Origin of the sequence: Bartonella tribocorum (assembly GCF_002778015.1) — a bacterium.
Lineage (GTDB): Bacteria > Pseudomonadota > Alphaproteobacteria > Rhizobiales > Rhizobiaceae > Bartonella > Bartonella tribocorum_B.
In genome coordinates, this window is sequence record NZ_NJPP01000026.1 from 1 (window position 1) to 25,917 (window position 25,917).

The window sequence follows — 25,917 nt, forward strand, 5'->3', positions numbered from 1 at the left end:
CCATTAGACACACCCAACACACAGCCCCAAAAGCCTCCCCCCCCCCAAAATCCTACACAACGCTTTAAACCTTCCACATCCTTAACTTCCCTTTCTTTTTTACAGATACACGTTTTTACGCTTTTATGCTTTTACAGAAAATGACAAACGAAAGGTTCACACCACCAGTGAACAATCTCTTTGCTTTTAAAATTCCCCCACAAAATAACACTTCCCCCACATACCGCTCTGTAAACAAGACTCTACACCCTAGCTTCTTATCCTAAGCCCCCTACAGAACAAAGCTTTCCCCTCCATTTTCAGGCTCTTCTCCTCTCTCTCCACCCGTCGCTCTCTATCCCCTCCTCTCCAGCCAACACACCGCCTCTTCCACCCCGCTATCCTTCACACTTCCCTTCACGCCCCCACCTCTTTCCCCACCACGCCCACCATCACATAAATCTCTCCTCCAAGGGCAGTGCTGTACAAGGCGCAATAAACACCCCCACCTCTAAAATATTCAACACACACAAAAAAACACCCCAATGGGTAAAATCTATTGCCCAATATCGAACTTCAAAAAGGAGTATTTCACAGCACGATAAGATAATTATTGAGACCCAAAAATATTTTCATTTTTCCAATATTTTCATTTTTCTTGCCAATCTTCTGAAATTCCTTTATCACTTAAAAGATATTTTGATCGTCGACGCAACGATCAAGAGGGAAAACAAGCCCTAAATCCGAGCGTAAAAATGAGCCCACTCTTGTGGGTATCCCGGAATTCCGGGAGTTTTTGCTATGTCCAAGTGCGCTCTAGCACTAAAAGCAAAAAAACTGACTCGGATTCAGTACTTGTTACTCCCGGAATACCAACGCGAGGGCGCTCGCAACCGGAGGGGGGCACAAAGTGCAAACCAAAAATCCAAGTTTTCCAACTAAAAATTCAAATTTTATTGATATTTCAATAGGCAAAAGAATTCGTTATAGACGCATTGCCATGGGGCTTTCTCAAAAGGCATTAGGAAGCTTTTTAGGAGTGAGTTTCCAACAAATTCAAAAATATGAAAAAGGTTTAAATCGTGTTAGTGTAAAATGTTTGCTAGAAATCGCTCAAAAATTGCAAGTGCCGATAAGCTTTTTTTATGCGGATCTTTTAGCAGCCGATCTTGCCACAAAAGAAGATCTTGTCCCAGAAAAAAATGTCTCATACAGTGATCAAAACATTACCAGCGAAAAAGAACATGCTCTTTTAAAAAACTTTAGAGAACTTAAGCCTAAAAAACAAAAGGCAATTTTATGGTTGCTCTCTGATTAGGCAAAAGCGCACGCAAACAACATTCTTCACTCATATATCCTTTTTGGTAAAATATACCCCCTCAAAGAGCAGTGTTTCATCAAACTTCACACCAAATGCCATCCATCACGCTATCCTTCACACTTCCCTTTATACCACCAACTTCTTCCACATCTCCCTATTCATATTCACTCTATCCCCCATCAATGCACCAACAGGCTTATCTTCTCACACCTTCCTTTATTCCCTCACACCATTGCCTCTTTTACACTCTCTATTCTCTCACACTTTTTGTTGCCCCTTCATACTTAAATACCAAAAGCAATCCGACCATCCGCATATTGCCAACATAACGCATCTTTACGCATAAGAATTTTCTCATCTCCCCATGCCTCAAACGGCAGTATTTCATAGAAATTTCACAGCCAAGCTCCATTCCTCACACCATTTTTTCTCCCCTCCTTTCTCTCTCACGCACTCCATTCATACATGCCATCCCATCAACACACTCTCATCCCCCCGTCTCCATCTCACCTCTCTCCCATCTCCCCACTTGCGCCACTGCACGCAACACCCCTTTTTATCTCAACTTATCTCTCCCTTCACAAGCTCGTTCTCCCCAATTTTCTCCTCCCCCATCCCACACCATGAGACATACCCAACACAACCCCAAAACCTCCCCAACCCAAGGCATACACAACGCTTCAAATCCTCCACGTCCTTAACTACCCCTTTCTTTTTTACAGATCGGCGTTTTTACGTTTTTACGCTTTTGCGTTTTCACAGAAAATGGCAAACGAAGGGTTCACATCACCAGCGAACAATCTCTTTGCTTAAAATTCCCCCAAAGAACAACACTTCCCCCATACTGCTCTACAAACAAAGATCTAAAAGACACCCCAACCTTTTGCCCAACCACGCCCACCGTCAAATAAATCTCTCCTCAAAGGGCAGTGCTGTACAAGGCGTAACCAACAACTTCACCCCTAAAATATTAACACACACAAAAAACACCCAAGAAGACAAAAAAAGAGGCTTGTTTCTTACAAACAAACCTCTACAGAAAATTATTGAGATAATTTTCGAAATTTTAAACAAATTCCTCTAAAAGTATTTAAGGACTTCAGAAGCATCAAAATGAATACAAAGGTTTATTTAGCGCAAAGTTAAAAAAATCAAGAACAAAAAACTTTTATTGTTGATGCGCCCTTAAAAAACGAGGGCTCTCACCCCCGCCACCCAACAATGCAACGGCTCACAGACAAGCTCCCCCGAACAAATTCTTCAGCATCGCTTCAATAACACGGAATTCAAAAAAAAAACGACAAACCCTGTCTTTTTAAAAAAATATTAATCAACCCGCACGCATAACAGCCAACCTCTCAAGACCAAGATCCCTTTGAAATGATCAAAAATCTTGATAAACCATTGACACAATAAAAAAGAAGCGGATTTTTCAACATCTCTGCTTCTTTAACAGTAAAATGATGATGAGGGATAATTAAAAAATTCAAGAATCTGAAGGGAACCAATGTGATAACAATTCATACCTTACAGGATCATCGGCGCATTGTCCCCCACCACATTCCAGTATGGTAGACATCAAATTTGCCGCAATTAAAAACACAAATAAGAAACTTGCCGTTTTACTCAAAATTGGAAAAGAAGAAAACTCTTTAAACCTGTATGCCAATTCGCCTAAAATCATAACGAGCGCAACAGCAAAGATACAAAGGACAGAAATAATGAAAGCCCAAGTATAAAAATGCAATCCAAAAAACGTTGAACCATATCCCAGATCATCCGGTGTGATATGCAAAAACACCTGCCGTGCAGCAACAGCACTGGTGACCATACACCCAATAATAACCATGCCATAATGGGTATTTTTCACCTTATGGTGAATATTGAGCAAGAATCCACATCCTGCCAGCATCAATCCAACACGTTGCAACAAACAAAGGGGACAAGGTAATTCAAATTTCACCAATTGATAATAAAAAGCGACCACCAAGACAACGGACAATCCAATCAGTCCTAGGGTATTCATAAATATGACGAAATGAGGATTCTTTTTTTCAACATTTTCCATGGCCATTCTCTCAAAAAGATAAATTCAAAGTAGAAGTTGCGTGATGATTAAACGTCATAAGAATAACAACCAACAAGACAGCCCACAAAATATAACTCATATTTTTTTTGCCATACACCGTCGTTATTGCAGTGCCTAAAGCGATTAAAAATGGAAAAAACATGACTTTCAAATCTCCTTCTTTAAGTTCCAGTGTTTAAATATTTTTCTTAAGTCATAAGCGGTCAACATATTAAAAAATTGGGCAAAAAAGAGACGGTGGATTTATTATTTACAATTCATCCTTCACTTTGTATTATCGTTATGTTTATGTGAAAAAATGATAAGAAATATGGTCGCCTAAAACGCCTTTTAACCAAAGCAGTAAAGCGTTGATGATTTGCATTCTTTTATCTTTGCGATAATGATTAAACAGCCTATTTTCCCCCATATCTGAACAGCACAATCCCCCCATACCTGAATAATATACAATCAATGAGTTTTTGAAATGAAAAATATCTCTACTTGCAACACACTCTTGCCACATTGACCATGAACAATGTCTTAAATTGCATCATGTTCACTATATATGGAGCCAGTGTTTATTTTAGCAAATAAAAAATGAGATATTTTTGAACACCTATACTTTAAGAACTTTTTCAGAATATATTTTTTGCTTCAAAGTAAACGACACTTTTACTGTTTAACATCTCTCTGTTCAACATTTTAACATCACAGCTTAGTATTTTCAGCAGCTGCATCACCTCTTAAATTTTAACTTTTCAATTCTATGTAAAAAAACTATTTTTCTGCCAGAGATTGTCTTTGCAAAGAGCCTCTAAAACTCTTAAAAAAATAGTGGTAAAGAATCGTATTGAACCTTTGAAAAGGATGGAGAATGACGAAACAGTCCTGTGATGTCGCGATTTTAATGGGAAGCCAATCGGATTGGCAAACGATGTGCCATAGTGCAGATATTTTGACGAAACTTAGCATTTCTCATAGTTCGCATATTGTCTCAGCCCACCGAACACCTGAACGCCTTTACCAATTTGCAAAAGAAGCAAAAGCATCAGGTTTTAAAGTTTTAATTGCCGGCGCCGGGGGTGCAGCCCATCTTCCTGGCATGCTTGCAGCGCTTACGCCCCTTCCTGTTTTTGGCGTTCCAGTGCACTCACAATCTCTCTCTGGTCAAGACTCTTTGCTTTCAATCGTGCAAATGCCCGCAGGCATACCGGTTGGCACGTTAGCCATTGGCAAAGCAGGCGCCATTAATGCAGCCCTTTTAGCCGCAGCTGTTATGGCTGTTTACGATCATAATCTCGCCCAACGATTAGAAGATTGGCGTCAGCAACAAACAGCCAATGTCGCTCTAACACCTGTAACAGAGGTTTAAAATGACACTGTTTTCCAACACCACCACACCCTCCAACGCCACCACGCCCTCCAGCACCCCCACACCCTCCAACGCCACCATATCCTCCAACACCCCCACGCCCTCCAACGCCACCAAACCCTCCAGCATGCTCCCTCCAGGCAGCGTCATTGGTTTAATCGGTGGCGGACAATTAGCGCGTATGCTCGCCATAGCGGCAGCAGAATTAGGATTTCGAACTGTTATTTTTTGCCCTGAAACCGATTGCCCAGCCGCTCAAACAGCAAACAGCCACATTGTTTCCTCTTATGATGATCTATCGGCCCTAGATCATTTTATTTCTCAGTGTGATGTTGTCAGCTATGAATTTGAAAATCTTTCGCTTCAAACGATCCAATATATAGAGAAGAGCAAGCCTGTTTATCCTTCTTCTAGAGCATTAGAGATTGCGCAAGATCGACTTTTTGAAAAACAATTTTTACAAGATCAAGGGATTGGCACCGCCTCATGGCATGCTGTTGATGATTTTTCTTCTCTTGTGCGTGCTCTTGATGCCTTAGACGGGCGTGGTCTTTTAAAGACGCGTCGTTTTGGTTATGATGGAAAAAACCAAATCAAGCTTGATCATCCCAATGAACAAATCCTTAACGAAGCCCTAAGAGCTTTTCACAAACAACCTTGTATTTTGGAAGAAATTGTTCCTTTTTTATCGGAAATTTCGGTTCTCTCGGCCCGCACAAAAGAAGGGGCGCATATTTTTTATGATTGCCCTGAAAACCAACATAACAATGGGATTCTTCATAAATCCTTTGTTCCCTCCCATATTCCTCCTGAGGTGCAAAAAGCCGCGCAAGATATCAGCGCCACCGTGATGAATGCCCTCGATTATGTTGGTGTTCTTTGCATTGAATTTTTTGTCTTAACGGATGGTCGTCTTTTAGTCAATGAATTAGCCCCGCGTGTACATAATTCTGGTCATTGGACACAAAAAGCATGCATCACTTCACAATTTGAACAGCATATCCGTGCTATTTGTGGTCTTCCCTTAGGCAGCCCCTATCGTCATAGTGATTGCCAAATGACAAATCTTCTTGGGAATAATTTGAACACTTTAAAATATTTTCTTACGCAAGAGCACACTTCGGTCCATTTATATGGCAAAAGCACGATTCACCCCCACCGCAAAATGGGCCATGTCATCCAATTAACGGGACCAGCCAGCAAACCTTACCCCCCACAATAGCGCCTTCACCCTTTTTCCCCTTTGACCTTTTTCCCAATGAACTGAAAAAACACGCCTCTTTCTCCCTTCAACCTCGCTTCTCCACGAAGCCTCAAGCGCGCTTTCCAGCACCTTCTCTTCCCTGCCCCCACCCTTAACGACAAAAACCCACCACTCCACAATCCAACGGCTTCCCCCAGCTCCCAATCTTTCAACCCGCTCCACTGCTTCCCCCTACAAGCCCTCCTCTTCTAAAAAACATCCCTTCCCTCTCAAAGACAAAAACCAACACCCGCAACAATCCACACGCCCCCCACACAGACCTCTTCATCCCAACCTGCATCTCACTCACAAGACTCGTCCTCTCAAATCCTCTCACCCCATTTCATACCATGCAAAAGCCCAACACACCACAAAGCCTTCACAACGCATATCCTTGCCTCTCATAAAGCATTCTCATCCCACCTCAAACGCCCTTATTTTACAGCATAACAAAATAAAAATATTTTCATTTTTCTTGCCAATCTTCTGAAATTACTTTATCACTTAAAAGATATTTTGATCGTCTACGCACCGATCAAGAGGGATTAAAGGTCCTAAATCCGAGCGTAACAATGAACCCGCTTTGCGGATATCCCGGAATTCCGGGAGATTTTGCTATGTCCAGGTGCGCCCTAGCACTAAAAGCAAAAAGCTGACTCGGATTCAGTACCTTTAACTCCCGGAATACCAACGCGAGGGCGCTCGCAACCGGAGGGGGTCTTGAAGTGCCAACTAAAAATCCACATTTCAACGATATTTCTATAGGCAAAAGAATTCATCATAGACGTATTTCAAAGGGGTTTTCTCAAAGAGAATTAGGAAACTTTTTAGGTGTAAGCTTCCAACAAATCCAAAAATATGAAAAAGGCGCCAATCGTGTAAGCGCAGGATGTTTGCTAGAAATCGCTAAAAAACTAGAAGTTCCCATAAGCTTTTTTATGAAGATCTTTTAACAGCTGATCTTCCTACAAAGGAAAATCCTCTACACCATGATCAAGTCACCGCCAGTGAAAAAGAACAGTCCCTTTTAAAAAACTTTAGGGAACTCAAACCTAAAAAACAGAAAGCGATTTTGTGTTTGATTTCTGATTAAGCGAAAGCACGCAGATCAACATTATTTGCTCATATATCCGTTTTGGTAAAATTGATGCCGCCTCTCAAAGGGCAGTGTTTCATCAAACTCGACAGATAAATGCTACTCTAAAATATTTTTGGCCTCTCCAAAACTCCCAACCAGCACTAGTCTACAAAACACCGGACAATCCCCCTCAACCAAGCTACTTTATCAGACTCCACAAACAAGCCTTTCTCCTCACAGCATTCTTCACACATTCCTTCACACCACCGGCTTTTGTACACATCAAACCTATCCATACACATTCTCCCTCCTCCATTCCCCTCCCACACTCTTCATTCCAGCCAACGCACCCACACATTCTCCTCCTTCAATCCCGCTCTCAACAAAGCCTCACACGCGCCTTTCAGCACCTTCTCCTCCCTACCTCCACCCTTAACGACAAAAACCCACACCGCCCCACAATTCAACAGCTTCCCCCAGCTCCCAATCTTTCAACCCGCTCCACTGCTTCCCCCTACAAGCCCTCCTCTTCTAAAAAACATCCCTTCCCTCTCAAAGACAAAAACCAACACCCGCAACAATCCACACGCCCCCCACACAGACCTCTTCATCCCAACCTGCATCTCACTCACAAGACTCGTCCTCCCCAAAATCCTCTCACCCCCTCTCATGCCATGCTAAAAGCCCAACACACCCAAAGCGTCCACAACGCATAAAGCCTCTACGACATTCCTCTTCCTTTTTTACAGATCGACATTTTTACGCTTTTACGTCTTTACGGAAAATAACAAACGCCCCCACACCACCCTTTAAACATGCGTCTGTAAACAATGCTCGACATCACAGCTTCTTGAACCCCATAGCCACCGACTAGCTTCATCCCCCTCAACGAGGCTGTTTCTTCAAAATTCCACAGACCAACTTCATCTCCTCACAGCATTTTTCGCGCATTCCTTTACACCTCCGGCTTTTGTACACACCATCCTAACCTATCCATACACATTCTCTCCCTCCTCCATTCCCCCACACTCTTCTCTGCAATCAACGCCCACGCCTCACACCCCACATCAGCAAAACCCACGCGCCCATACGCGCCTCTTCATCCCAACCTGCATCTCACTCACAAGACTCGTCCTCCGCAAAATCCTCTCACCCCCTCTCATGCCCTGCTAAAAGCCCAACACACCCAAAAGCCTCCACAACACATAAAGCCTCTACGACATTCCTCTTCCTTTTTTACAGATCACCATTTTTACGTTTTTACGTTTTTACAGAAAAAAGCCAAACACTCTCCCCAAAATCCCCATCATAGAGCATGAAAGCTTTCAGTATATAGCAACATTCATAGTGCATCTTCCTCTTCAATTTTATGAAGCGTACACACCTATCCCATCACATGCTTTTCCAATCCCCAATGTTAGCCCCTTTAGCACTTGAAAAGATTCATAAAAGACATTTTTATTTCTTATCTTGAAGTATTTCATCCATAGACCAATCCTGCCTTTGATAGGCAAGTGGATACGATGATTCAAAACACGCAAATTTTCAATGAAACGGCCTTAACAATACACAAAACTCTGATGTGCTATAAACAATAAAAATTTATCCTTATCATTTCATCACATTTATCTTCATCATGTGGTTTATTTTCTAGGTTTTAAGAATAAGAATATCACCACACACGCATAAAAAATATCTTCTATTATCAATTTTACATGAGCCTTACTCAACGATGATATTTTACGGAAAAACAGGATTATTTTCTCACAAAATGAGAAGCTTTAACTTTTTTCATTTCTTAGGTTTTTTAGTCCTTCTTTTGCTTTTTGCTTCAATATTTTACCTTCAAAGCAACCATCAAGAGAGGGCAACCATCAAGAGAGCCTTTTTGTTGCAAAGAGCCCCTTGACAAGAATAAAGCTTCTTGTTAAATTTTGCTTACTTTTTTGCAATTTTCAGTTATTTGTTGTGCTCATGAAGTGTATTGGTACGTGCCTTAAGGGTGCGTTTTTATTTTTGTGATCGCAGTGAAAAAGTGTAATGCTGTGATGTAAATAGTGTGTGATCAAGTATGATATTGTAATGTTCATGTGGTGAGCAATATGTTGTTATATTTGAGTTATGATTTACATTGCAGTTTTGGTGTTGTATGATGGTCTTGATATCGTATAATATTATGTTATAGATTGCGATACTGTATCATAATTATGTTATAGTAGAATGATAGAGTAGAGTGATATTGTGTTACGTAAACTGTTTAAACGGTGAATATGATGAAAATTAAAAATTCGCTTAAAGCACTAAAGGAGCGCCACCGTAACAATCGTTTGGTGCGTCGTAAGGGTCGTGTTTATATCCTCAATAAAACGAATCCGCGTTTTAGAGCACGTCAAGGTTGATTCTCAGGGCTGATTCTTTCAGAATGTATATTTTTATGCCTTCTTTCTTGTGGGCGTGAGGGTTTTTCTTAAGATTTTTTTAGGGGGGACTAAGTCTGGGGGGTATAAGTCCGTTTGTTACGAATCCACTGTTTGATATTACGAGTCCGTTTGTTTGATAATGTTTGTTGATTTATCTTTTGTGGGGCTTGTTTTTGTGATTTTTTCTATTTTAAAAGCTTTTCGATTTTTTCATTTGCGTTTTTTTTATATGTTCCTTTTTTGTATTTTCCGGCGCATTTTTTTTCTCTCGTGTGTTGGTATTTTTTGTTTCATTTCTGCTGGATATGGGCAAAATCCTCCTTCGCTTCCTGAAGATCGTCCTTCTCCACAATCGCTTTTGCCGTTAGATGATCTCATTCCCAATTCTTCTTCCTCTTCTGCAACGCCCTCAGATTCTGATTCATCAGCGATTATTCTTGAAGATTTTGACTCAAATCAGCTTTCCCATGTTGATAGAATAAAGCAACACAAAGAAGCGGAGATTTTACGTTTACTAAAAGAATTGAAATATTGTGCAGATGTTTCTCAAGCCAAAAAGCTCAGTCAACAACTTCAACATTTATGGTCCCAATCGGGGAGCGAGACGATTGATCTTTTAATGTCATGGGCTGAAAATGCGATCAACAGCGATGATTATGGGCTTGCGCTTGATTATATTGATAATGCTCTTGCACTTTTACCTACTCACGCAGAAGCTTGGGTAAGGCGCGCTTGGATTCACATTCAACTGAACGATTTCAAACTTGCGATGCTTGATCTCAACCATGCTCTTGAACTTGAGCCACGCAACTATATAGCCTTTTTTGAACTTGGCATTACCATGGAAGCGACAGAGCGTCCAGAGCTTGCTCTTAAAGCTTATGAAACGGCATTAAACTACTATCCACAAATGCAAAGGCTTCAAAAGCGCATTGAGGCGTTGTTAGACGAACAATCACCACAAGCTCTTTGAACATATCACGCAGCAACACTCACACATTCTCCACGCTTGAACAAAACACCGCCCCATCCCTCTTAAATAGGCCAGCCCTATAACCACACCACTCCACAATCCAACATCCCAACAGCCCATACCCTTTCCACCCACTTCTATCCCCCCCTCAATAAAGCCTCACGCGCCTTCCAACTATTTCTCCTCCCTCCTCCATTCTCCACACATTCTTCTCTGCAATCAACGCCCACGGCCTTGCAACCCACACCCGCAACAACCCACACGCTTCTTAATCCACACAGACCTCTTCATCCTAATCTGCCCCTCATTCACAAGACGCGTTCTCCAAAATCCTCTCACCCCATTTCATGCCATGCTAAAAAACCAACACACTTCACAGCCTCACAACACATAAAGCCTCCACGACCTTTCACTTTCTTTTTTACAGATCACCATTTTTACACTTTTACGTCTTTACGGAAAACAACAAACGCCCCCACACCACCCTATAAACACACGTCTGTAAACAATGCTCGAGACACCATAGCTTCTTGAACCCCATAGCCACCGACTAGCTTCATCCCCCTCAACGAGGCTGATTTATCAGACTCCACAAATAAGCCTTTCGCCTCACAGTATCCTTCACACCACCGGCTTTTGTACACATCAAACCTACCCATACATATTCTCCCCCTCCTCCATTCCCCCACACTCTTCATTCCAGTCAACGCACCCACGCCTCGTCCCCCACATCCGCAAAAACCCAGCAGCCCCCACACGCCTCTCAATCCACACAGATCTCTTCATCCCAACCTGCATCTCACTCACAAGACTCGTCCTCCCCAAAATCCTCTCACCCCCTCTCATGCCATGCTAAAAGCCCAACACACCCAAAGCGTCCACAACGCATAAAGCCTCTACGACATTCCTCTTCCTTTTTTACAGATCACCATTTTTACACTTTTACGTCTTTACGGAAAACAACAAACGCCCCCACACCACCCTTTAAACATGCGTCTGTAAACAATGCTCGACATCACAGCTTCTTGAACCCCATAGCCACCGACTAGCTTCATCCCCCTCAACGAGGCTGTTTCTTCAAAATTCCACAGACCAACTTCATCTCCTCACAGCATTTTTCGCGCATTCCTTTACACCTCCAGCTTTTGTACACACCATCCTAACCTATCCATATACATTCTCTCCCTCCTCCATTCCCCCCAAACTCTTCATTCCAGCCAACGCACCCACACATTCTCCTCCTTCAACCCCGCCCTCTTCACAAAAGCCTCACACGTGTCTTCCAGCATCTTCTCCTCCCTGCCTCTATCCTTAACGACAAAACCCCACACACTCCACACAGACCTCTTCATCTCAACCTGCATCTCACTCACAAGACTCGTCCTCCCCAAAATCCTCTCACCCCCTCTCATGCCATGCTAAAAGCCCAACACACCCAAAGCGTCCACAACGCATAAAGCCTCTACGACATTCCTATTCCTTTTTTACAGATCGCCATTTTTACGCTTTTACGTCTTTACAGAAAAAAGCCAAACAAAACGCCCAAAAATCCTCATTATATAAAATAGAAAGCCTAAAACAGAAGACACTTGTGTTGCCAATTTACATATTTGTTTTAACATGCGTTTCTTTAAACAACACCTACCAATACACATTGCCACCACTTCACAACAGCCACTCCACACTACTCTGCAAACTATGCGCTCTGTAAACAATGCTCGACATCACAGTTTCTTGACCCACAGCCTCTCACAAACTTCAAATCCCCCCTCAACCAAGCTGCTTTATCAGACAAGACAGATAAATCCACTCCTAAAATAGTTCACACACACTCTTACAAAAAGCTCCTTATTGATATGTTTGAAGGTTCCTCAACGGCATATCTTTGCCTCTCATAAACCATTCTCACCCCACCTCAAACGCCCTTATTTTCAGCATAACAAAATACAAATATTTTCATTTTTCTTGCCAATCTTCTGAAATTACTTTATTGATTGAGTTATGTTGTTGATCGTCCACGCAGCGATCGATAAGGGATAGTAAACCCTTAGTCCGAGCGTACAATGAACCCGCTTTGCGGTTATCCCGGGATTCCGGGAGTTTTTGCTATGTCCAGGTGTGTCAACGCACTAAAAGCAAAAAACTGACTCGGACTCAGTACTTTACTACTCCCGGAATACCAACGCGAGGGCGCTCGCAACCGGAGGGGGTGCAAAGTGCCAACTAAAAATCCACATTTCAACGATATTTCTATAGGCAAAAGAATTCATCATAGACGTATTTCAAAGGGGTTTTCTCAAAGAGAATTAGGAAACTTTTTAGGAGTAAGTTTCCAGCAAATCCAAAAATACGAAAAAGGCTTAAATCGTGTAAGCGCAGGATGTTTGCTAGAAATCGCCAAAAAACTAGAAGTTCCCATAAGCTTTTTTTATGAAGATCTTTTAACAGCTGATCTTCCTACAAAGGAAAATCCTCTACACCATGATCAAGTCACCGCCAGTGAAAAAGAACAGTCCCTTTTAAAAAACTTTAGGGAACTCAAACCTAAAAAACAGAAAGCGATTTTGTGTTTGATTTCTGATTAAGCGAAAGCACGCAGATCAACATTATTTGCTCATATATCCCTTTTGGTAAAATTGATGCCGCCTCTCAAAGGGCGGTGTTTCATCAAACTCGACAGATAAATGCCACTTTAAAATATTTTTGACCTCCCCCAAAGTCCCCAACCAGCACTGGTCTACAAAACACCGGACAATCCCCCCTAAAAAAGCTGCTTTCCCCTTACAAGACAAAGCTTCCACCCTGCATCACTATGTAAACAATCACCACACTTTTTGCAGAGCCAAATTGCACTTGAATAATTACTTATCACCGACCGTTCAACAACCCCTGCTTCATCAGACACGACAAACAAGCCTTTCTCCTCACAGCATTCTTCGCGCATTCCTTTACACCTCCGGCTTTTGTACACACCATCCTAACCTATCCATACACATTCTCTCCCTCCTCCATTCCCCCACACTCTTCTCTGCAATCAACGCCCACGCCTCACACCCCACATCAGCAAAACCCACGCGCCCATACGCGCCTCTTCATCCCAACTTGCATCTCACTCACAAGACTCGTCCTCCGCAAAATCCTCTCACCCCATTTCATGCCATGCTAAAAGCCCAACACGCCCAACAGCCTCCACAACACATAAAGCCACTACGACATTCCTCTTCCTTTTTTACAGATCGACATTTTTACGCTTTTACGTCTTTACGGAAAACAACAAACGCCCCCACACCACCCTTTAAACATGCGTCTGTAAACAATGCTCGACATCACAGCTTCTTGAACCCCATAGCCACCGACTAGCTTCATCCCCCTCAACGAGGCTGTTTCTTCAAAATTCCACAGACCAACTTCATCTCCTCACAGCATTTTTCGCGCATTCCTTTACACCTCCGGCTTTTGTACACACCATCCTAACCTATCCATATACATTCTCTCCCTCCTCCATTCCCCCCAAACTCTTCATTCCAGCCAACACACCCACACCTCGCACCCCACACGCCCTCCCACACACCTCTTCATCCCAATCTGCCCCTCATTCACAAGACTCGTCCTCCCCAAAATCTTCTCACTCCATTTCATGCCATGCAAAAGTCCAACACACCCAAAAGCCTCACGCACCTTCCAGCACCTTCTCCTCCCTGCCTCTATCCTTAACGACAAAAACCCACACCGCTCAACAACCCAGCAGCTTTCCCCCACTTCAAGCGAAGATTGCAGCCGGCGCAAGCACCTGACAGAGCGAGGCCCCACAAAAAAACCTGCGTTTTAAGGAGATCCCCACTCCACAACCCAGCAGCCCCCACACGCCTCTCAATCCACACAGACCTCTTCATCCCAACCTGCATCTCACTCACAAGACGCGTTCTCCAAAATCCTCTCACCCCCTCTCATGCCATGCAAAAGTTCAACACGCCCAACAGCCTCCACAACACATAAAGCCACTACGACATTCCTCTTTCTTTTTTACAGATCACCATTTTTACACTTTTACGTCTTTACAGAAAACAACAAACGCCCCCACACCACCCTATAAACACGCGTCTGTAAACAATGCTCGACATCACAGCTTCTTGACCCACAACTTCTTACAGACTTCAAATCCCCCCTCAACGAGGCTGCTTCTTCAGACTCCACAAATAAGCCTTTCGCCTCACAGTATTCTTCGGGCATTCCTTCACAGCACCGGCTTTTGTACACATCATCCTAACCTATCCATATACATTCTCTCCCTCCTCCATTCCCCCCACACTCTTCTCTTCAATCAACGCCCACGCCTCGCACCCGTATCCCAACCCACGCGCCCACATGCCTCTTCATCTCAACCTGCCCTCACAATTGATGAACCAACCCTGAAAAATGGCTCACAAAGCAAAAACGCCAATTAAACCAACGCCCTCGAATAAGAAATATCCCCCTTCAAATCTCCCCCCAACATTCTCTCGAACAAGCATTCTCGCGAAAGAGTAGATCAAGCATTGCCAATAATCTGTTCTGCATCACGCCCCCCATCACCTATGTTTTTTGGCTATGCATAAGCCGTCCATTCCTCATGCAACCATTTTCAGCCCCCCAACAAGGGTGTAAAATCCCTCCTATAAAATTTTATACAAAATAAGAGATGTGGTTATTTTATCTCTAGCAGAAGATCAGAAATTGTTTTATATTAGGGAGGGTGTTCTGCACTTCTCGACAGGAAATAATGTATTCCTGAGACCTTAGTGATCTCCAAGGGAGCTGTCCCTGATGAAGCTCGTGGGCTTTTTCATATGGCGCCCACCTATTTTTGTAGGTTCTTGGGATCAGCTTCTTCCATCGGCTGTTGTGGATCACCCTTTTTTGCATTATTCTTTGCACCTATAAAATTTTTTTTACATCCATAAAATTTCTTCCCCCAAGTTGATCATGCCCTTTTGTATGAGCCCCTTTTCTATGAAACAAAGAGCAATAGATTCTTTGTCATAAGATCAGAATGACAAAAGGCTTTAACTTATAAAATTTGCAAACAGCTTACAAAAATAATCCCCCCCTTAAATAATCCCCCCCTTAAATAATCCCCCATTGTCTTCTTCATCCCTTCGCGTACAAATGCGCAAAAGCGGTTTTATCAGTTGTGAGGGCACGCTGGGGTGTCAAGCATTGTTTACAGAGCGCATTGTTTAAAGAGTAGTGTGGAGTGGCTGTTGTGAAGTGGAGACAATGTGCATTGGTAGTTTTTTTTTAAGAAACGCCTGTTAAAACAAATGCGTAAACTGACAATACAAGTGTCTTCTGTTTGAGGCTTTCTATTTTATATAATGGGGATTTTGGGGCGTTTTGTTTGGCTTTTTTCCGTAAAGACGTAAAAGCGTTTATCTGTAAAAGTTAAGCAAAGGATTTATGCGTTGTATGGGCTTATGTCGTGGCATAAATGTGTGGAGAAAATAGAGGACAGAGGGTATGAAAGGGCAAGAAGTGAAGAGAATAGTTCTTTCTCTTAAGTTTTCATGAATGCCGTTCTTTGAGGGATGATGAGAAGTTGGGAAAATGTGATTGTTTACAGACGCGTGTTTATAGAACAGCGTGGGGGGCTGCTGGAACGTTGGATTGTGGTGTGTGGATCTCCTTAAAATGCAGGGCTTGTTTGTGGAGTTTTGTAAAGTGCTGTCAGATGCGTGCGCTGGCCGCAATGCTTGAAGTGAGGGGAAGCTGTTGGATTGTTGAGCGGTGTATGGTTTTGTCTTTGAGGGTGAAGGGTGAGAGGAGAAGGTGCTAGAAAACGCGTGTGAAGCTTTTGGGTGTGTTGGGCTTTTAGCATAGCATGGAATGGGGTGAGAGAATGGAGAAAACGAGTCTTGTGAATGGAGTACAAGATGGGATGAAGAAGCGTGTGGGGAGGCGTTGACGTGCGGAATAGAGGGGGAAGAGAATGCGGTTTATCGCGCCGTGATGCGCTTTCACAAGAAGAACGCATACTGTTTTCACGACGTGCTTGTTGCCATTTTATGGAGTACCTTGAAAAAAGGGGGACAGATTTTTCACGCCTTATTTTGGCAGGCACTTGGCCCATTAAATCGGAAATTGACCCGCGTCCTCTCCTTGAGGCGATAGCTTTGCGTAGGGCTTTTTCCCTAACAGCGATTTACAAAATGCCAACAATAGATAAAATACCAAAAGCTTATAAAGTAACAGCATAATCATTGACGAGAAAATGACTCAAGATACACCTTTGTCTTCTTCATATCTTCGCGCACAACTGCGCAAAAGCGGTTTATCGCGCCGTAATGCGCTTTCACAAGAAGAACGCGCACTGTTTTCACGACGTGCTTGTTGCCATTTTATGGAGTACCTTGAAAAAAGGGGGACAGATTTTTCACGCCTTATTTTGGCAGGCACTTGGCCCATTAAATCGGAAATTGACCCGCGTCCTCTCCTTGAGGCGATAGCCTGCCGTGGTGCACGTCTAGCTCTACCAGCCGTGCTTGATTCTACCACCATGGTTTTTCGAGAATTTTCGCTAAATTCGACTCTAGAGCCCATGCGCTTTGGCACCTTTGGCCCAAGTGCAGACAATGCCGTTGTTGCCCCCAATATGATTATTGTTCCGCTTTCTGCGTTTGACCATCACTGTCACCGTCTTGGCTATGGAGGTGGCTATTATGACCGTGCGATTGAAGCCCTTGAAAAACAAGGACATAAAATGACATTATGGAGCATAGGATTTTCGTGTCAGGAGGTTTCTGCCATTCCCAGAACCGAACATGATCTACAGGTAGAGGGGATTTTTACAGAAAAAGGTTTATTAAAATGTTAAAATGTGATTAAAACGCTTATGCGTTTTTTATTTTTGGGTGACATTGTCGGTCACACAGGCTGTAAAGTTGTTTTTGAGCATCTTCCTCAATTGATTGAGAAATGGTGGCTTGATTTTGTTGTTGTGAATGGTGAAAATGCCTCTGATGGTTTTGGTCTCAAGCAAGAGACATATCAGGATCTTTTAATGGCTGGTGTTGATGTTGTCACCACTGGCAACCATGCTTTTTCCAACAAAGAAGCCTTACAGTATGCGCATGAGAGTGATCGTTTTTTACGTCCTGCCAATTTTTTGAAAGAGGCTCCAGGAAGAGGTGCAGGTGTTTTTACAGCGAAAAATGGGGCTCGTGTTCTTGTTGCCAATCTGTTGGGCAGTGTTTTTATGCCATACAAAGTCACGGATCCCTTTGAAACAGCGGAAAATATTCTGCTCGCCTGTTCTTTGATGGAACAAGCGGATGCGATTATTTTTGACTTTCATGGAGAGACGACGAGTGAAAAGCAATGTTTTGGTCATTTTCTTGATGGTCGTGTAAGTGTTATCGTTGGTACCCATACGCATATTCCAACCGCTGATGCACAGATTTTAGAGGGTGGAAGCGCTTATTTAACAGATGCCGGTATGTGTGGTGATTACAACTCATCTCTTGGCATGGATAAAGAAGAACCCTTACACCGTTTTATTTACAAGACAAAGCAAGATCGCTTTGAACCGGCGCGTGGTCCTGCCACTCTTTGTGGTTTCGCGGTTGAGATTTCAGATCGCACTGGTTTAGCAGAAAAGGTCTCAGCCGTACGGATTGGTCCGCATTTAAAGCCTGAAGTTCCAGATTTTTGGTAAGCTTCTTTCAAAGCCCTTCCCTTTGATGACAGCTCTTCCCCCTTTGATGATCCGCTCTCCCCCTTCTGGAAACTCAGCAAAATGATTTCTCACGCCCCCAATATTCCAATAACTTATAGATTTCTCACTCATTTTTCACGCACAGACATTCATGAAAATAAGTGGACAAAAAACGATGATGATAAAAACCAATAACCTATAAAACAAATCTCTGGATAACGATAAACGATTATATAATTCAACTATACTTACAAATATAAATCATATTTGTTTTAAAAGTCATAATTTTGAAAAGTATTTATTTGTGTACAATAAGCCTTCTCTGTTATTTATAATATCTATCATCTGTTTATCAATAGGTGGTTTGGTTTCTACAGATATTTTTTTACCAGCTCTTAAAGATATGCGCCAATATTATCAGGTGAGCGAATCTGATATTCAGAGTGCAGTAGCTGTTTTTTTACTCGCCTTAGCACTTGGACAACTGATTTATGGACCGCTCAGCGATAATTTTGGACGTAAAAAGACGCTTTTATTTGGCTTGTTTTTGTGGTTGTTTACCACATTGGGTATAATTTACACAGTCAATATTCAAGCTTTTTTCATACTCCGTTTTTTACAAGGTCTTGGAGCTTGCTCAGGGATCGTTTTAAGCCGCGCTATGATTAATGATTTGATGAATAAAAAAGCAGCAGGAAAGCTTTATCTCGTTATTTTTCCCTTTGTCGGAACATCACCAGCCCTTGCGCCCTTAATTGGGGGGCTCTTATTACAAGTTTTTAATTGGCAAGCCACTTTTATCTTTTTAAGCCTCTTTATACTTTCAACCATTTTGCTCTGTTATTTTGTCCTAACAGAAACTCTTCCGCCTCAAAAACGTCAATCTTTTACGCCTGTAGGAGTCATTAAGGGCAGTTTAGGAGTGCTTAGAAATAAACAGTTTATTTTTTACGCACTGATTCCGTGTTTTGCCTATGCAACCTATTTCGCTTACATTGTAGAGTCGCCTTTTTTTCTCACGGTTTTGGGTTTATCAACTTACTATATTGGTTACAGTTACATTGGTGTTTCTTTCACTTATGTTTTAGGAAACTTGGCAGCACGAAGATTTCTTAAGCAAGAGTCTATGGAACGAACAATCCGATATGGATATATTATTTTTGTCATAGGAGGGATATTGTTTGGCCTCCAAATGTATGTGAGTCCGTGGCCACTTATAACGAGTTTAAGTGCAATTTCACTTCTTACTTTTGGTAATGGTTTTTTGTTACCATTAGGAACAGCATTGGCGATTTCATCGCATCCGCAAGCTACTGGAGCCGCCTCTGGTGTTATGGGCGCTTTACAATTAGGGAGCGCTGCATTAAGCGCCGCAATGATTGGAAAAATATCTGGCCATAATCCATGGGGTGTTGCCATTTTATTGGCAGCATGCTGTCTCGTTGGTTTTATCATTTATATTCAAAAAGCAAATTATTTTACAACCATAAATCAAGTCAAATAACCAAATTAGGGGGGACTATGCTTAAAAATCTTGATGTCACTTTACGTGATGGAGGATATCAAAATCAGTTTTCTTTTTCATTAGACTATATCATCGAGCATATTAAAAATCTGACAGATGCTCAAGTTGAATATGTTGAGATCGGCTATCGTAAGGGTTCATTTAAACCGATGGACAACGTGGCCAAACAGCTTTGTGCTCTAATGACTATATTCAACTATTACACGAAGCTGTTCCGGACGCTAAACTTGTCATTATTGCCCATCCTCATAATATTAACCAATCGGATATTAAAGAATTAAAAAATTGGGGGATTACACTTTTACGACTCTGTCTTAATAAAAATGATATTGAGTCTACATTTTCACTTTGCAACTATGCCAGTTCTTTAGGGTTGTCTACTAGTATTAATATCACGAGAGTAAGTCAAATAGATGAAAATTATTTACAAAATATAGCAATAGCAGCGGTTAATTGTGGAGCTAATATTTTGTATTTAGCGGATTCTAATGGAAGCCTTTTACCTGAGACTGTAACGCACTTCGTACAAAAAATAAAAGATATATTACCTTTAGAGATTGGTTTTCATGCACATGATAATTTAGGTATGGCTATGGTAAATAGCATAGCAGCTGTAGAAGCGGGTGCAAGCTTTATTGATAGTTCGTTAATAGGGATGGGTAAAGGCGCAGGGAATCTTACTTTGGAGTTATGGTTAGCACTTTTAAATTTGCGTAAAAAAGAGCCATATTACAATATAGGTAAAATTTTGCAACAGACAGAAAATCTAAGGAGCCATTCCTTTTTTTCACATGTGGATCGAAGTTCTATTGATTTTCTTTTAGGACTAAGTAACTTAAGCGTTGAATATCAAAATTTGCTAGAGACAAAAATGTCTTTAGGTATAGAAGAGGTACTGGTCACTATCCAAACTTTAAAACAAAAGGCGCAGGGGATTTAAATAATATGAGTTTTCAGAGTGTTGTTCTTGCGCCTGTAATGCCAATTGGGGATAAAGGGAGCTTTTGTTCTCCCCTTAAAAATTTATTTTTAGCAAGAGGATTTAAGGTTGCGCTATTAGACACGTTATCTCTTTTTTCTAGCAACGCTACGATAGAAGTTATCCCCTCGCTTACAGCAAAATTCAAAGAGAACTTTGGGGAGCGCTTTCAGGAACCTTTTGTGCTTGTGGGATTTGCTATGGCTGGGACATTAGTACAAATATTAGCCGCAAAACTTCCAAATGTTCGCGCTGTGCTTTCTGTGAATGATCCTGGCTATCCAGATGCCCTTTTACAAAAACGGCTTGGATATCTTCTTACCTTATTAGAAAAAGATGATCTATCGGCAGCTTTAGAAACATTAGACTCTTTCGTGCAACCGATAGGAGCAATCGAGAAAAGAGTCTTATGAGAAATTCCTAATGTGCAAAAAAATCAGCCATTGAACGAATGAAAAAAGAATTTAAACGCTTCTTGGGCAATAGATACGAGAGATGAGATTATCAAATATAGACCAAAGTTTTTAAGCGTTAAAGGGGGAAAATCACAACTTGCAACGATTAATAATCAAACAAAAAGTCATTGTATGAATCATGAATATAAGATTATCTCTCTGGGGTGTGATTACATTTGTGGGAAGATCATTCTGTCATGACAAATGCAGTCATTGATAAATGGAGGGAGAGATGATGAAAAAGAAAGTTCTTGTTCTAGCGGGAGATGGCGTAGGAACAGAGGTCTGTGATGCAGCATTGATGGTCTTGGAACAATTTCAATTGCCGATTGAATTCATGCATGGTGATATTGGTTGGGAATGTTGGAAAAAGGAAGGAGATCCTATTCCTCACGCAACTTGGCAAAAAATTGCCGAAAGTGATGCTGTTTTACTTGGGGCTGTGACCAGTAAAGGAAAAGAAGCTGCTTTAAGGGAACTCGCGCCACATTTAAAAGAGAAAAACCTTACCTATGTTTCTCCTGTTATTCAACTTCGCCAAAAGTTAGGTCTGTTTGCAAATATACGTCCCGTCAGATACATTTTCGGTCCGCGAAAGCCTTTTCAGTTTTGTGTTATCAGAGAAAATAGTGAGGGTCTCTATGCGGGGTTAGATTTTCGAGGAATCAACCCTGAAACATCCGCCTGGTTAAAACATCCCAATTTGAAAAAATATGGTCTTGAGGAAGCAGCGTGGACAGTCCGTTTACAGACACGTTTTGGTTTAGAACGGTTATTTGACTATGCTTTTTCTTATGCACGTGAACATGGGATGCAGCAGGTTACTTTTGCTGATAAGCCTAATATTATGCGGGAAAGTGGACAATTTGCTCAGGAAATTTTTGAGAAAATCGCGCAAAACTATTCAGAAATTGAAGCAGATATTCATAATGTTGATGCAGTTGCTTTATGGATTGCAACGAAGCCAGAGCAGTTTGGTGTGATTGTTGCTGAAAATATGTTTGGCGATATTCTCTCTGATCTTGCTGCTGGGGTAATGGGGGATTAGGACTTGCTCCTAGTGCGAATGTGGGAAGCCAAATTGCTTATTTTGAACCTGTTCATAGCAGTGCACCGCGCATTGCCGGACAAAATAAAGCAAATCCTTCTGCTATGTTTTATACCACGGCTCTACTCTTAGAACATTTAGGTTTTCAGGATGCAGCACAACAATTGTCTGAGAGTGTTGATCAGGTTATTCGTGCTGGAAAAACTGTTACCTATGATCTAGGAGGCAGAGCATCTACACGTCAAATGGCTGAAGCTGTTTGCAATTCTCTTGTGAAACCTGCCTCTATGTGTCGTGCAGCCATTATCACCGTTGGGGATGAACTCCTTTCAGGACAATATTTGAATACGAATTTACAAGAATTGAGCCAAAGCTTAAGCAAGAGAAACATTCAAGTAACCCGTCATTTTGTTTGTGCGGATCAATTACAGAAAATCAGTGATACGGTTGTTTCTTGTCTTGGACAAGAAGATCTTATCCTTATCAGTGGGGGATTGGGACCGACCTCTGATGATAAAACACGTGATAGCGTTTCCCAAGCTGTAAGGCAACCTTTGATCCATCATGAAGATGTTTGGCAAACAATAAAAGGTCAATTGGAGCGATTAGGGATTGCGCCGGATAAGAATAATGCGCGTCAAGCCTTGTTTCCTCAGACAGCAAAAGTACTTGATAATCCGACAGGCACAGCCCCTGGTTTTTATCTTTCTTGTGATGAAAGCACGCTTGTTGTTTTGCCAGGTCCACCCTCACAGGCTCTTGCTCTTTTAGAGGATTATTTACAGCAAAATGAGAAAAAATATTCTTCACTATCGCGCACGCAGTATGCTTGGACTTTGATTGGGATTGATGAAAGTACCATAGCGCATTGGGTTGATCGTCATTTTGAAAATGAGCCCTTTGAACACCATTTTTTATGGAAAAGCCCTTATGTTCTGGTGCAACTGATTGGTCAGTCCTCCACTCCCCTAGCACAGCATCTTATCGAAGAATTTGAAAATCACTTTCGCCCCTATTTGGTTGGCAGAGAAGTGACCACGGCATGTCAACAATTAGCGATGCATGCAGAGGTACATTGGCAGATCCATGATCCAATGCTTTTAAAATATTTTCACGCAACAGAAAAAAGTGCAAACAATATCTCAAAGCTTGAGGTTGAAGTGCGCTTATCACCTTCCATTGAGATTTTAGAACAGCAGCAAGAAAGCCTTGGACATGCGACAATAACCGTGCAGATGAAAGGCTATGATGAGGATCATCTGACGTTTCCCTATACACGACCGCTTTTAAGCGTCGTCTTACAGGAATATGCCGCTTGGTTAGTTTTAAAAAGCGTTTTGGAAACGGAGAAAAGCAAATGAACCCTGATAACAATGTAGAAACATTCAAAAAACGCTTGCTGGCATTAGATACAGCGGCTGTTTCTGATGCCTTAGATAGTTTATATTTACAAGCAGCTTTACCGAACATTAAACCGCGCTTAGATAATATCAAAATAGCTGGCCCTATTTTTACAGTACAATATGAAGCCTTTAGTCCAGAAAATCAAACATTTTCAAATGCTGGCAATGATATTGATGATGTGCCTGCTGGATCCATCGTAGTGATTGATAATAATGGTCGATGTGATTGTACCAGCTGGGGAAATATCTTGACTCATAAAGCATTACAGCAAAAAATTGGAGGAACTGTTATTCATGGTTCTGCCCGAGATATTGCTGAAATTAGGGCTCTAAATTACCCTCTTTTTACAACAAATATTTATATGGTTTCTGGTAAAAACCGTACACGCATACGAGCTGTGCAAGTACCTTTAATAATTGATGTAATAAAAATTATACCGGGAGATTGGGTTTTTGCTGATGACAATGGTGTCCTCATTCTTCCTAAATCAGAGCTATCTGAAATCATTCATCGTGCTGAAAATGTTGATAAAACCGAAATGCGTATTTTGGCTGCGCTTAAGGAAGGAAAACGGCTTGAAAATATACGCATTCAAGAAGGTTATGAAACTCCTTGGAAAGAAAAATTATGAGTGAGTGTTTCGTACAATTCTGGCGTAAGCAGTTAAAATTTCTAGATATTCATTATCACGTACGTCCAGATTTATTTGATAGAACATATTCAGCTTATGAAGCTGCACAAATCTATGCCAAACATAAAGGTGGCGTTATTTTAAAAATCACTTAGGTAGTACAGCTGCACTTGCCACGGCATTACAAGATCAAAATTTACCTGTTTTTGGTTCTATTGTTCTTAATTATGCCTCTGGTGGTTTAAGCTTACTATCAGTTAAACACGCTTTAGCGCACTATCAATTTGACTCAAAACCTAAATTACTTGTACATTTACCCACCATTGTACCAACACATCATCGTAGTCGTCTCAAACGAAATTTTTCTAATGACTATGCTGCTTTTCTTGCTCAGCAACCAACAGCTATCACCTGTGAGAAAGGACGTCTAAGATCAGAAATTTATGAACTCATAACTTTTGCTACTGACAATGAAATTGTTCTTTCTTCTGGACACGCCTCTAAAGATGCAACTTTACGTTTGATAGATGCTACAGCGAAAAAAGGTAATTGCAGACTTCTCTTAAATCAACCAGCAAATCCTATGACTGGTTTTACTGCAGAACAATTACAGGCATTAGGAAAACATGATTGGCTTTATATAGAACAATGCGCTTTAACTTTTTATCTTGGCTATCAAACAAAAGAAGACATGCTTTTTGTATTATCTAAAATTAATAATGTAATCTATAGTTCAGATCTTGGGCAATTGGGGGGAATTGATATTCCATCATGGCTCCAAGATAGTGCAAACTGGTTTCAGGAAGCAAATCTCTCCCCATCGCAAGTGCAAACGATAACACTTGATAACCCTTTAAAAATGTTGTCACCAACGAGTTAATCATAAGGTCTACATCTCACAAGATTTTATATAAAAATCATAATATACCCTAAAGATATGTAAAGAACTTTACCTCTTTCTATAATATACAGATCTGCAAAGCGTACAAGCGCATGTAATATAGTACACGAACCAAAAATTGAGTATAATCTATATCTGAAGAAATTATCCACAAGGGGGGCTCTTAAAGAAAGATTTCACCAAAGAATAAGTCGTTTATAAGAATCCATCTCTAAAGAAATACCTCGAAGGAAACATCAAAAAAGCCCTTATGTTCTGGTGCAACTGATTGGTCCGTCATCTACCCCTTTGGCACAGCATCTTATCGAAGAATTTGAACATCATTTTCACCCCTATTTGGTTGGCAGAGAAGTGACCACGGCATGTCAACAATTAGCGATGCATGCAGAGGTACATTGGCAGATCCATGATCCAATGCTTTTAAAATATTTTCACGCAACAGAAAAAAATGCAAACAATATCTCAAAGCTTGAGGTTGAAGTGCGCTTATCACCTTCCATTGAGATTTTAGAACAGCAGCAAGAAAGCCTTGGACATGCAACAATAACCGTGCAGATAAAAGGCTATGATGAGGATCATCTGACGTTTCCCTATACACGGCCGCTTTTAAGCGTCGTCTTACAAGAATATGCCGCTTGGTTAGTTTTAAAAAGCGTTTTGAAACACAAGAAAAACAAATGACCCTTGGATAGCAATAGAGAAACATAAAAAACGCTTGGTGAGCATTGGCTAGAGCAGCCATGATGGGAAGCCCCTTTGCACATGCTCTATTCCCAATACTCTATTCCATGAGATTCTTTTCCCTCACCCACACCTCTACTCTACCC

The 25,917-nt window shown here is 41.5% G+C and carries 21 protein-coding genes, 1 other RNA gene and 5 pseudogenes; 18 read left to right on the plus strand and 9 right to left on the minus strand.

All coding sequences use genetic code 11. The annotated features are described in order from the left end of the window. The first annotated feature begins 889 nt into the window (after nucleotides 1-889). On the plus strand, nucleotides 890-1,297 hold the full coding sequence (locus CEV08_RS06810; RefSeq protein ID WP_100130926.1) for a helix-turn-helix domain-containing protein: 408 nt from the start codon (nucleotides 890-892) through the stop codon (nucleotides 1,295-1,297). Between the two features lie 1,489 nt (nucleotides 1,298-2,786). Here CEV08_RS06810 and CEV08_RS06815 read toward each other — a convergent pair. Beyond that, nucleotides 2,787-3,368 (minus strand): disulfide bond formation protein B, encoded by a 582-nt coding sequence (locus CEV08_RS06815; RefSeq protein ID WP_100130927.1) that lies wholly within the window; start codon nucleotides 3,366-3,368, stop codon nucleotides 2,787-2,789. A gap of 10 nt (nucleotides 3,369-3,378) precedes the next feature. Next, nucleotides 3,379-3,531, minus strand: coding sequence for a DUF5993 family protein (locus CEV08_RS06820; protein ID WP_100130928.1), 153 nt, complete (start codon nucleotides 3,529-3,531; stop codon nucleotides 3,379-3,381). Between the two features lie 714 nt (nucleotides 3,532-4,245). Between CEV08_RS06820 and purE the strand changes: the two genes are divergently transcribed. Together purE and CEV08_RS06835 are read left to right on the plus strand one after the other, a co-directional pair. Continuing rightward, nucleotides 4,246-4,743 carry a 5-(carboxyamino)imidazole ribonucleotide mutase gene (purE, locus tag CEV08_RS06830; protein ID WP_100130930.1) on the plus strand — a complete coding sequence of 166 codons (498 nt, stop codon included), beginning with the start codon at nucleotides 4,246-4,248 and terminating at the stop codon, nucleotides 4,741-4,743. A 1-nt stretch (nucleotide 4,744) separates the two neighbouring features. Next, nucleotides 4,745-5,965, plus strand: coding sequence for a 5-(carboxyamino)imidazole ribonucleotide synthase (locus tag CEV08_RS06835; protein WP_100130931.1), 1,221 nt, complete (start codon nucleotides 4,745-4,747; stop codon nucleotides 5,963-5,965). A 190-nt stretch (nucleotides 5,966-6,155) separates the two neighbouring features. On the opposite strand, the gene CEV08_RS09690 is transcribed toward CEV08_RS06835, so the two are convergent. Beyond that, nucleotides 6,156-6,296: a hypothetical protein gene (locus CEV08_RS09690; RefSeq protein WP_208436867.1), complete on the minus strand. Its 141-nt coding sequence runs from the start codon at nucleotides 6,294-6,296 to the stop codon at nucleotides 6,156-6,158. 415 nt (nucleotides 6,297-6,711) lie between these two features. On the opposite strand from CEV08_RS09690, the pseudogene CEV08_RS06845 reads away from it, so the two are divergent. Continuing rightward, nucleotides 6,712-7,079 (plus strand): annotated as a pseudogene (locus CEV08_RS06845) (helix-turn-helix domain-containing protein). 476 nt (nucleotides 7,080-7,555) lie between these two features. On the opposite strand, the gene CEV08_RS09695 reads toward CEV08_RS06845, so the two are convergent. Further along, on the minus strand, nucleotides 7,556-7,696 hold the full coding sequence (locus CEV08_RS09695) for a hypothetical protein (RefSeq protein WP_208436867.1): 141 nt from the start codon (nucleotides 7,694-7,696) through the stop codon (nucleotides 7,556-7,558). A 1,641-nt stretch (nucleotides 7,697-9,337) separates the two neighbouring features. Here CEV08_RS09695 and ykgO point away from each other — a divergent pair. Then, nucleotides 9,338-9,463 (plus strand): type B 50S ribosomal protein L36, encoded by a 126-nt coding sequence (gene ykgO, locus CEV08_RS06855; RefSeq protein WP_004863016.1) that lies wholly within the window; start codon nucleotides 9,338-9,340, stop codon nucleotides 9,461-9,463. Between the two features lie 196 nt (nucleotides 9,464-9,659). Further along, a complete protein-coding gene (locus CEV08_RS06860; protein WP_245407064.1) occupies nucleotides 9,660-10,457 on the plus strand; it encodes a tetratricopeptide repeat protein in 798 nt (265 codons plus the stop codon). A 651-nt stretch (nucleotides 10,458-11,108) separates the two neighbouring features. Here the strand turns inward: CEV08_RS06860 and CEV08_RS09570 are convergent. After that, nucleotides 11,109-11,264 carry a hypothetical protein gene (locus CEV08_RS09570; RefSeq protein ID WP_180753569.1) on the minus strand — a complete coding sequence of 52 codons (156 nt, stop codon included), beginning with the start codon at nucleotides 11,262-11,264 and terminating at the stop codon, nucleotides 11,109-11,111. Between the two features lie 401 nt (nucleotides 11,265-11,665). Next, a complete protein-coding gene (locus tag CEV08_RS09700; protein ID WP_208436885.1) occupies nucleotides 11,666-11,830 on the minus strand; it encodes a hypothetical protein in 165 nt (54 codons plus the stop codon). Nucleotides 11,831-12,673: 843 nt separating this feature from the next. Here CEV08_RS09700 and CEV08_RS06875 point away from each other — a divergent pair. Further along, the gene (locus CEV08_RS06875; RefSeq protein WP_100130937.1) at nucleotides 12,674-13,042 is read left to right on the plus strand and encodes a helix-turn-helix domain-containing protein; all 369 of its coding nucleotides are present in this window, start codon (nucleotides 12,674-12,676) and stop codon (nucleotides 13,040-13,042) included. Nucleotides 13,043-13,218: 176 nt separating this feature from the next. Here the strand turns inward: CEV08_RS06875 and CEV08_RS06880 are convergent, their stop codons facing one another. From CEV08_RS06880 to CEV08_RS09575, 3 genes are all read right to left on the minus strand, one after another. After that, a complete protein-coding gene (locus CEV08_RS06880; protein ID WP_100130938.1) occupies nucleotides 13,219-13,401 on the minus strand; it encodes a hypothetical protein in 183 nt (60 codons plus the stop codon). 575 nt (nucleotides 13,402-13,976) lie between these two features. Continuing rightward, nucleotides 13,977-14,135, minus strand: a complete 159-nt coding sequence (locus CEV08_RS09705) for a hypothetical protein (protein WP_208436875.1) — start codon at nucleotides 14,133-14,135, stop codon at nucleotides 13,977-13,979. A gap of 32 nt (nucleotides 14,136-14,167) precedes the next feature. Then, nucleotides 14,168-14,371 carry a hypothetical protein gene (locus tag CEV08_RS09575; RefSeq protein WP_208436874.1) on the minus strand — a complete coding sequence of 68 codons (204 nt, stop codon included), beginning with the start codon at nucleotides 14,369-14,371 and terminating at the stop codon, nucleotides 14,168-14,170. Between the two features lie 817 nt (nucleotides 14,372-15,188). Here CEV08_RS09575 and ssrS point away from each other — a divergent pair. From ssrS to CEV08_RS06940, 11 genes and pseudogenes are all read left to right on the plus strand, one after another. Continuing rightward, a non-coding RNA gene (gene ssrS, locus CEV08_RS06890) (6S RNA) lies at nucleotides 15,189-15,349 on the plus strand. 1,050 nt (nucleotides 15,350-16,399) lie between these two features. Further along, nucleotides 16,400-16,612 (plus strand): annotated as a pseudogene (locus CEV08_RS06895) (5-formyltetrahydrofolate cyclo-ligase); the annotation flags it as partial. A gap of 92 nt (nucleotides 16,613-16,704) precedes the next feature. Beyond that, entirely contained in the window at nucleotides 16,705-17,307 is a 603-nt protein-coding gene (locus CEV08_RS06900) for a 5-formyltetrahydrofolate cyclo-ligase (RefSeq protein ID WP_100130940.1), read from the plus strand. A gap of 18 nt (nucleotides 17,308-17,325) precedes the next feature. Continuing rightward, nucleotides 17,326-18,147, plus strand: a complete 822-nt coding sequence (locus tag CEV08_RS06905; RefSeq protein WP_100130944.1) for a TIGR00282 family metallophosphoesterase — start codon at nucleotides 17,326-17,328, stop codon at nucleotides 18,145-18,147. 304 nt (nucleotides 18,148-18,451) lie between these two features. Further along, nucleotides 18,452-19,651, plus strand: coding sequence for a multidrug effflux MFS transporter (locus CEV08_RS06910; protein WP_100130941.1), 1,200 nt, complete (start codon nucleotides 18,452-18,454; stop codon nucleotides 19,649-19,651). 193 nt (nucleotides 19,652-19,844) lie between these two features. Continuing rightward, a complete protein-coding gene (locus CEV08_RS06915; protein ID WP_100130942.1) occupies nucleotides 19,845-20,612 on the plus strand; it encodes a 3-hydroxy-3-methylglutaryl-CoA lyase in 768 nt (255 codons plus the stop codon). A 5-nt stretch (nucleotides 20,613-20,617) separates the two neighbouring features. Then, nucleotides 20,618-21,064 carry a hypothetical protein gene (locus CEV08_RS10220; RefSeq protein WP_348602896.1) on the plus strand — a complete coding sequence of 149 codons (447 nt, stop codon included), beginning with the start codon at nucleotides 20,618-20,620 and terminating at the stop codon, nucleotides 21,062-21,064. Between the two features lie 277 nt (nucleotides 21,065-21,341). After that, a pseudogene (locus tag CEV08_RS06925) lies at nucleotides 21,342-23,515 on the plus strand (isocitrate/isopropylmalate family dehydrogenase). Further along, a complete protein-coding gene (locus tag CEV08_RS06930) occupies nucleotides 23,470-24,189 on the plus strand; it encodes an RraA family protein (protein WP_208436873.1) in 720 nt (239 codons plus the stop codon). The pseudogene CEV08_RS06925 and the gene CEV08_RS06930 overlap by 46 nt, the downstream one beginning before the upstream one ends. Nucleotides 24,190-24,331: 142 nt before the next feature. Further along, nucleotides 24,332-25,069: pseudogene (locus tag CEV08_RS10005) on the plus strand (DUF6282 family protein); the annotation flags it as partial. A gap of 261 nt (nucleotides 25,070-25,330) precedes the next feature. Further along, a pseudogene (locus CEV08_RS06940) lies at nucleotides 25,331-25,771 on the plus strand (isocitrate/isopropylmalate dehydrogenase family protein); the annotation flags it as partial. Between the last annotated feature and the right edge of the window lie 146 nt (nucleotides 25,772-25,917).

Excerpts from the sequence above, each read along its gene's own strand:
- CEV08_RS06835 (WP_100130931.1), top strand. The coding sequence starts at position 4,745 with ATGACACTGTTTTCCAACACCACCACACCCTCCAACGCCACCACGCCC.
- CEV08_RS06815 (WP_100130927.1), bottom strand. The coding sequence starts at position 3,368 with ATGGAAAATGTTGAAAAAAAGAATCCTCATTTCGTCATATTTATGAAT.
- CEV08_RS06820 (WP_100130928.1), bottom strand. The coding sequence starts at position 3,531 with ATGTTTTTTCCATTTTTAATCGCTTTAGGCACTGCAATAACGACGGTG.
- CEV08_RS06880 (WP_100130938.1), bottom strand. The coding sequence starts at position 13,401 with ATGCGCGAAGAATGCTGTGAGGAGAAAGGCTTGTTTGTCGTGTCTGAT.
- ykgO (WP_004863016.1), top strand. The coding sequence starts at position 9,338 with ATGAAAATTAAAAATTCGCTTAAAGCACTAAAGGAGCGCCACCGTAAC.
- CEV08_RS06900 (WP_100130940.1), top strand. The coding sequence starts at position 16,705 with ATGACTCAAGATACACCTTTGTCTTCTTCATATCTTCGCGCACAACTG.
- CEV08_RS10220 (WP_348602896.1), top strand. The coding sequence starts at position 20,618 with ATGAGTTTTCAGAGTGTTGTTCTTGCGCCTGTAATGCCAATTGGGGAT.
- purE (WP_100130930.1), top strand. The coding sequence starts at position 4,246 with ATGACGAAACAGTCCTGTGATGTCGCGATTTTAATGGGAAGCCAATCG.
- CEV08_RS06905 (WP_100130944.1), top strand. The coding sequence starts at position 17,326 with ATGCGTTTTTTATTTTTGGGTGACATTGTCGGTCACACAGGCTGTAAA.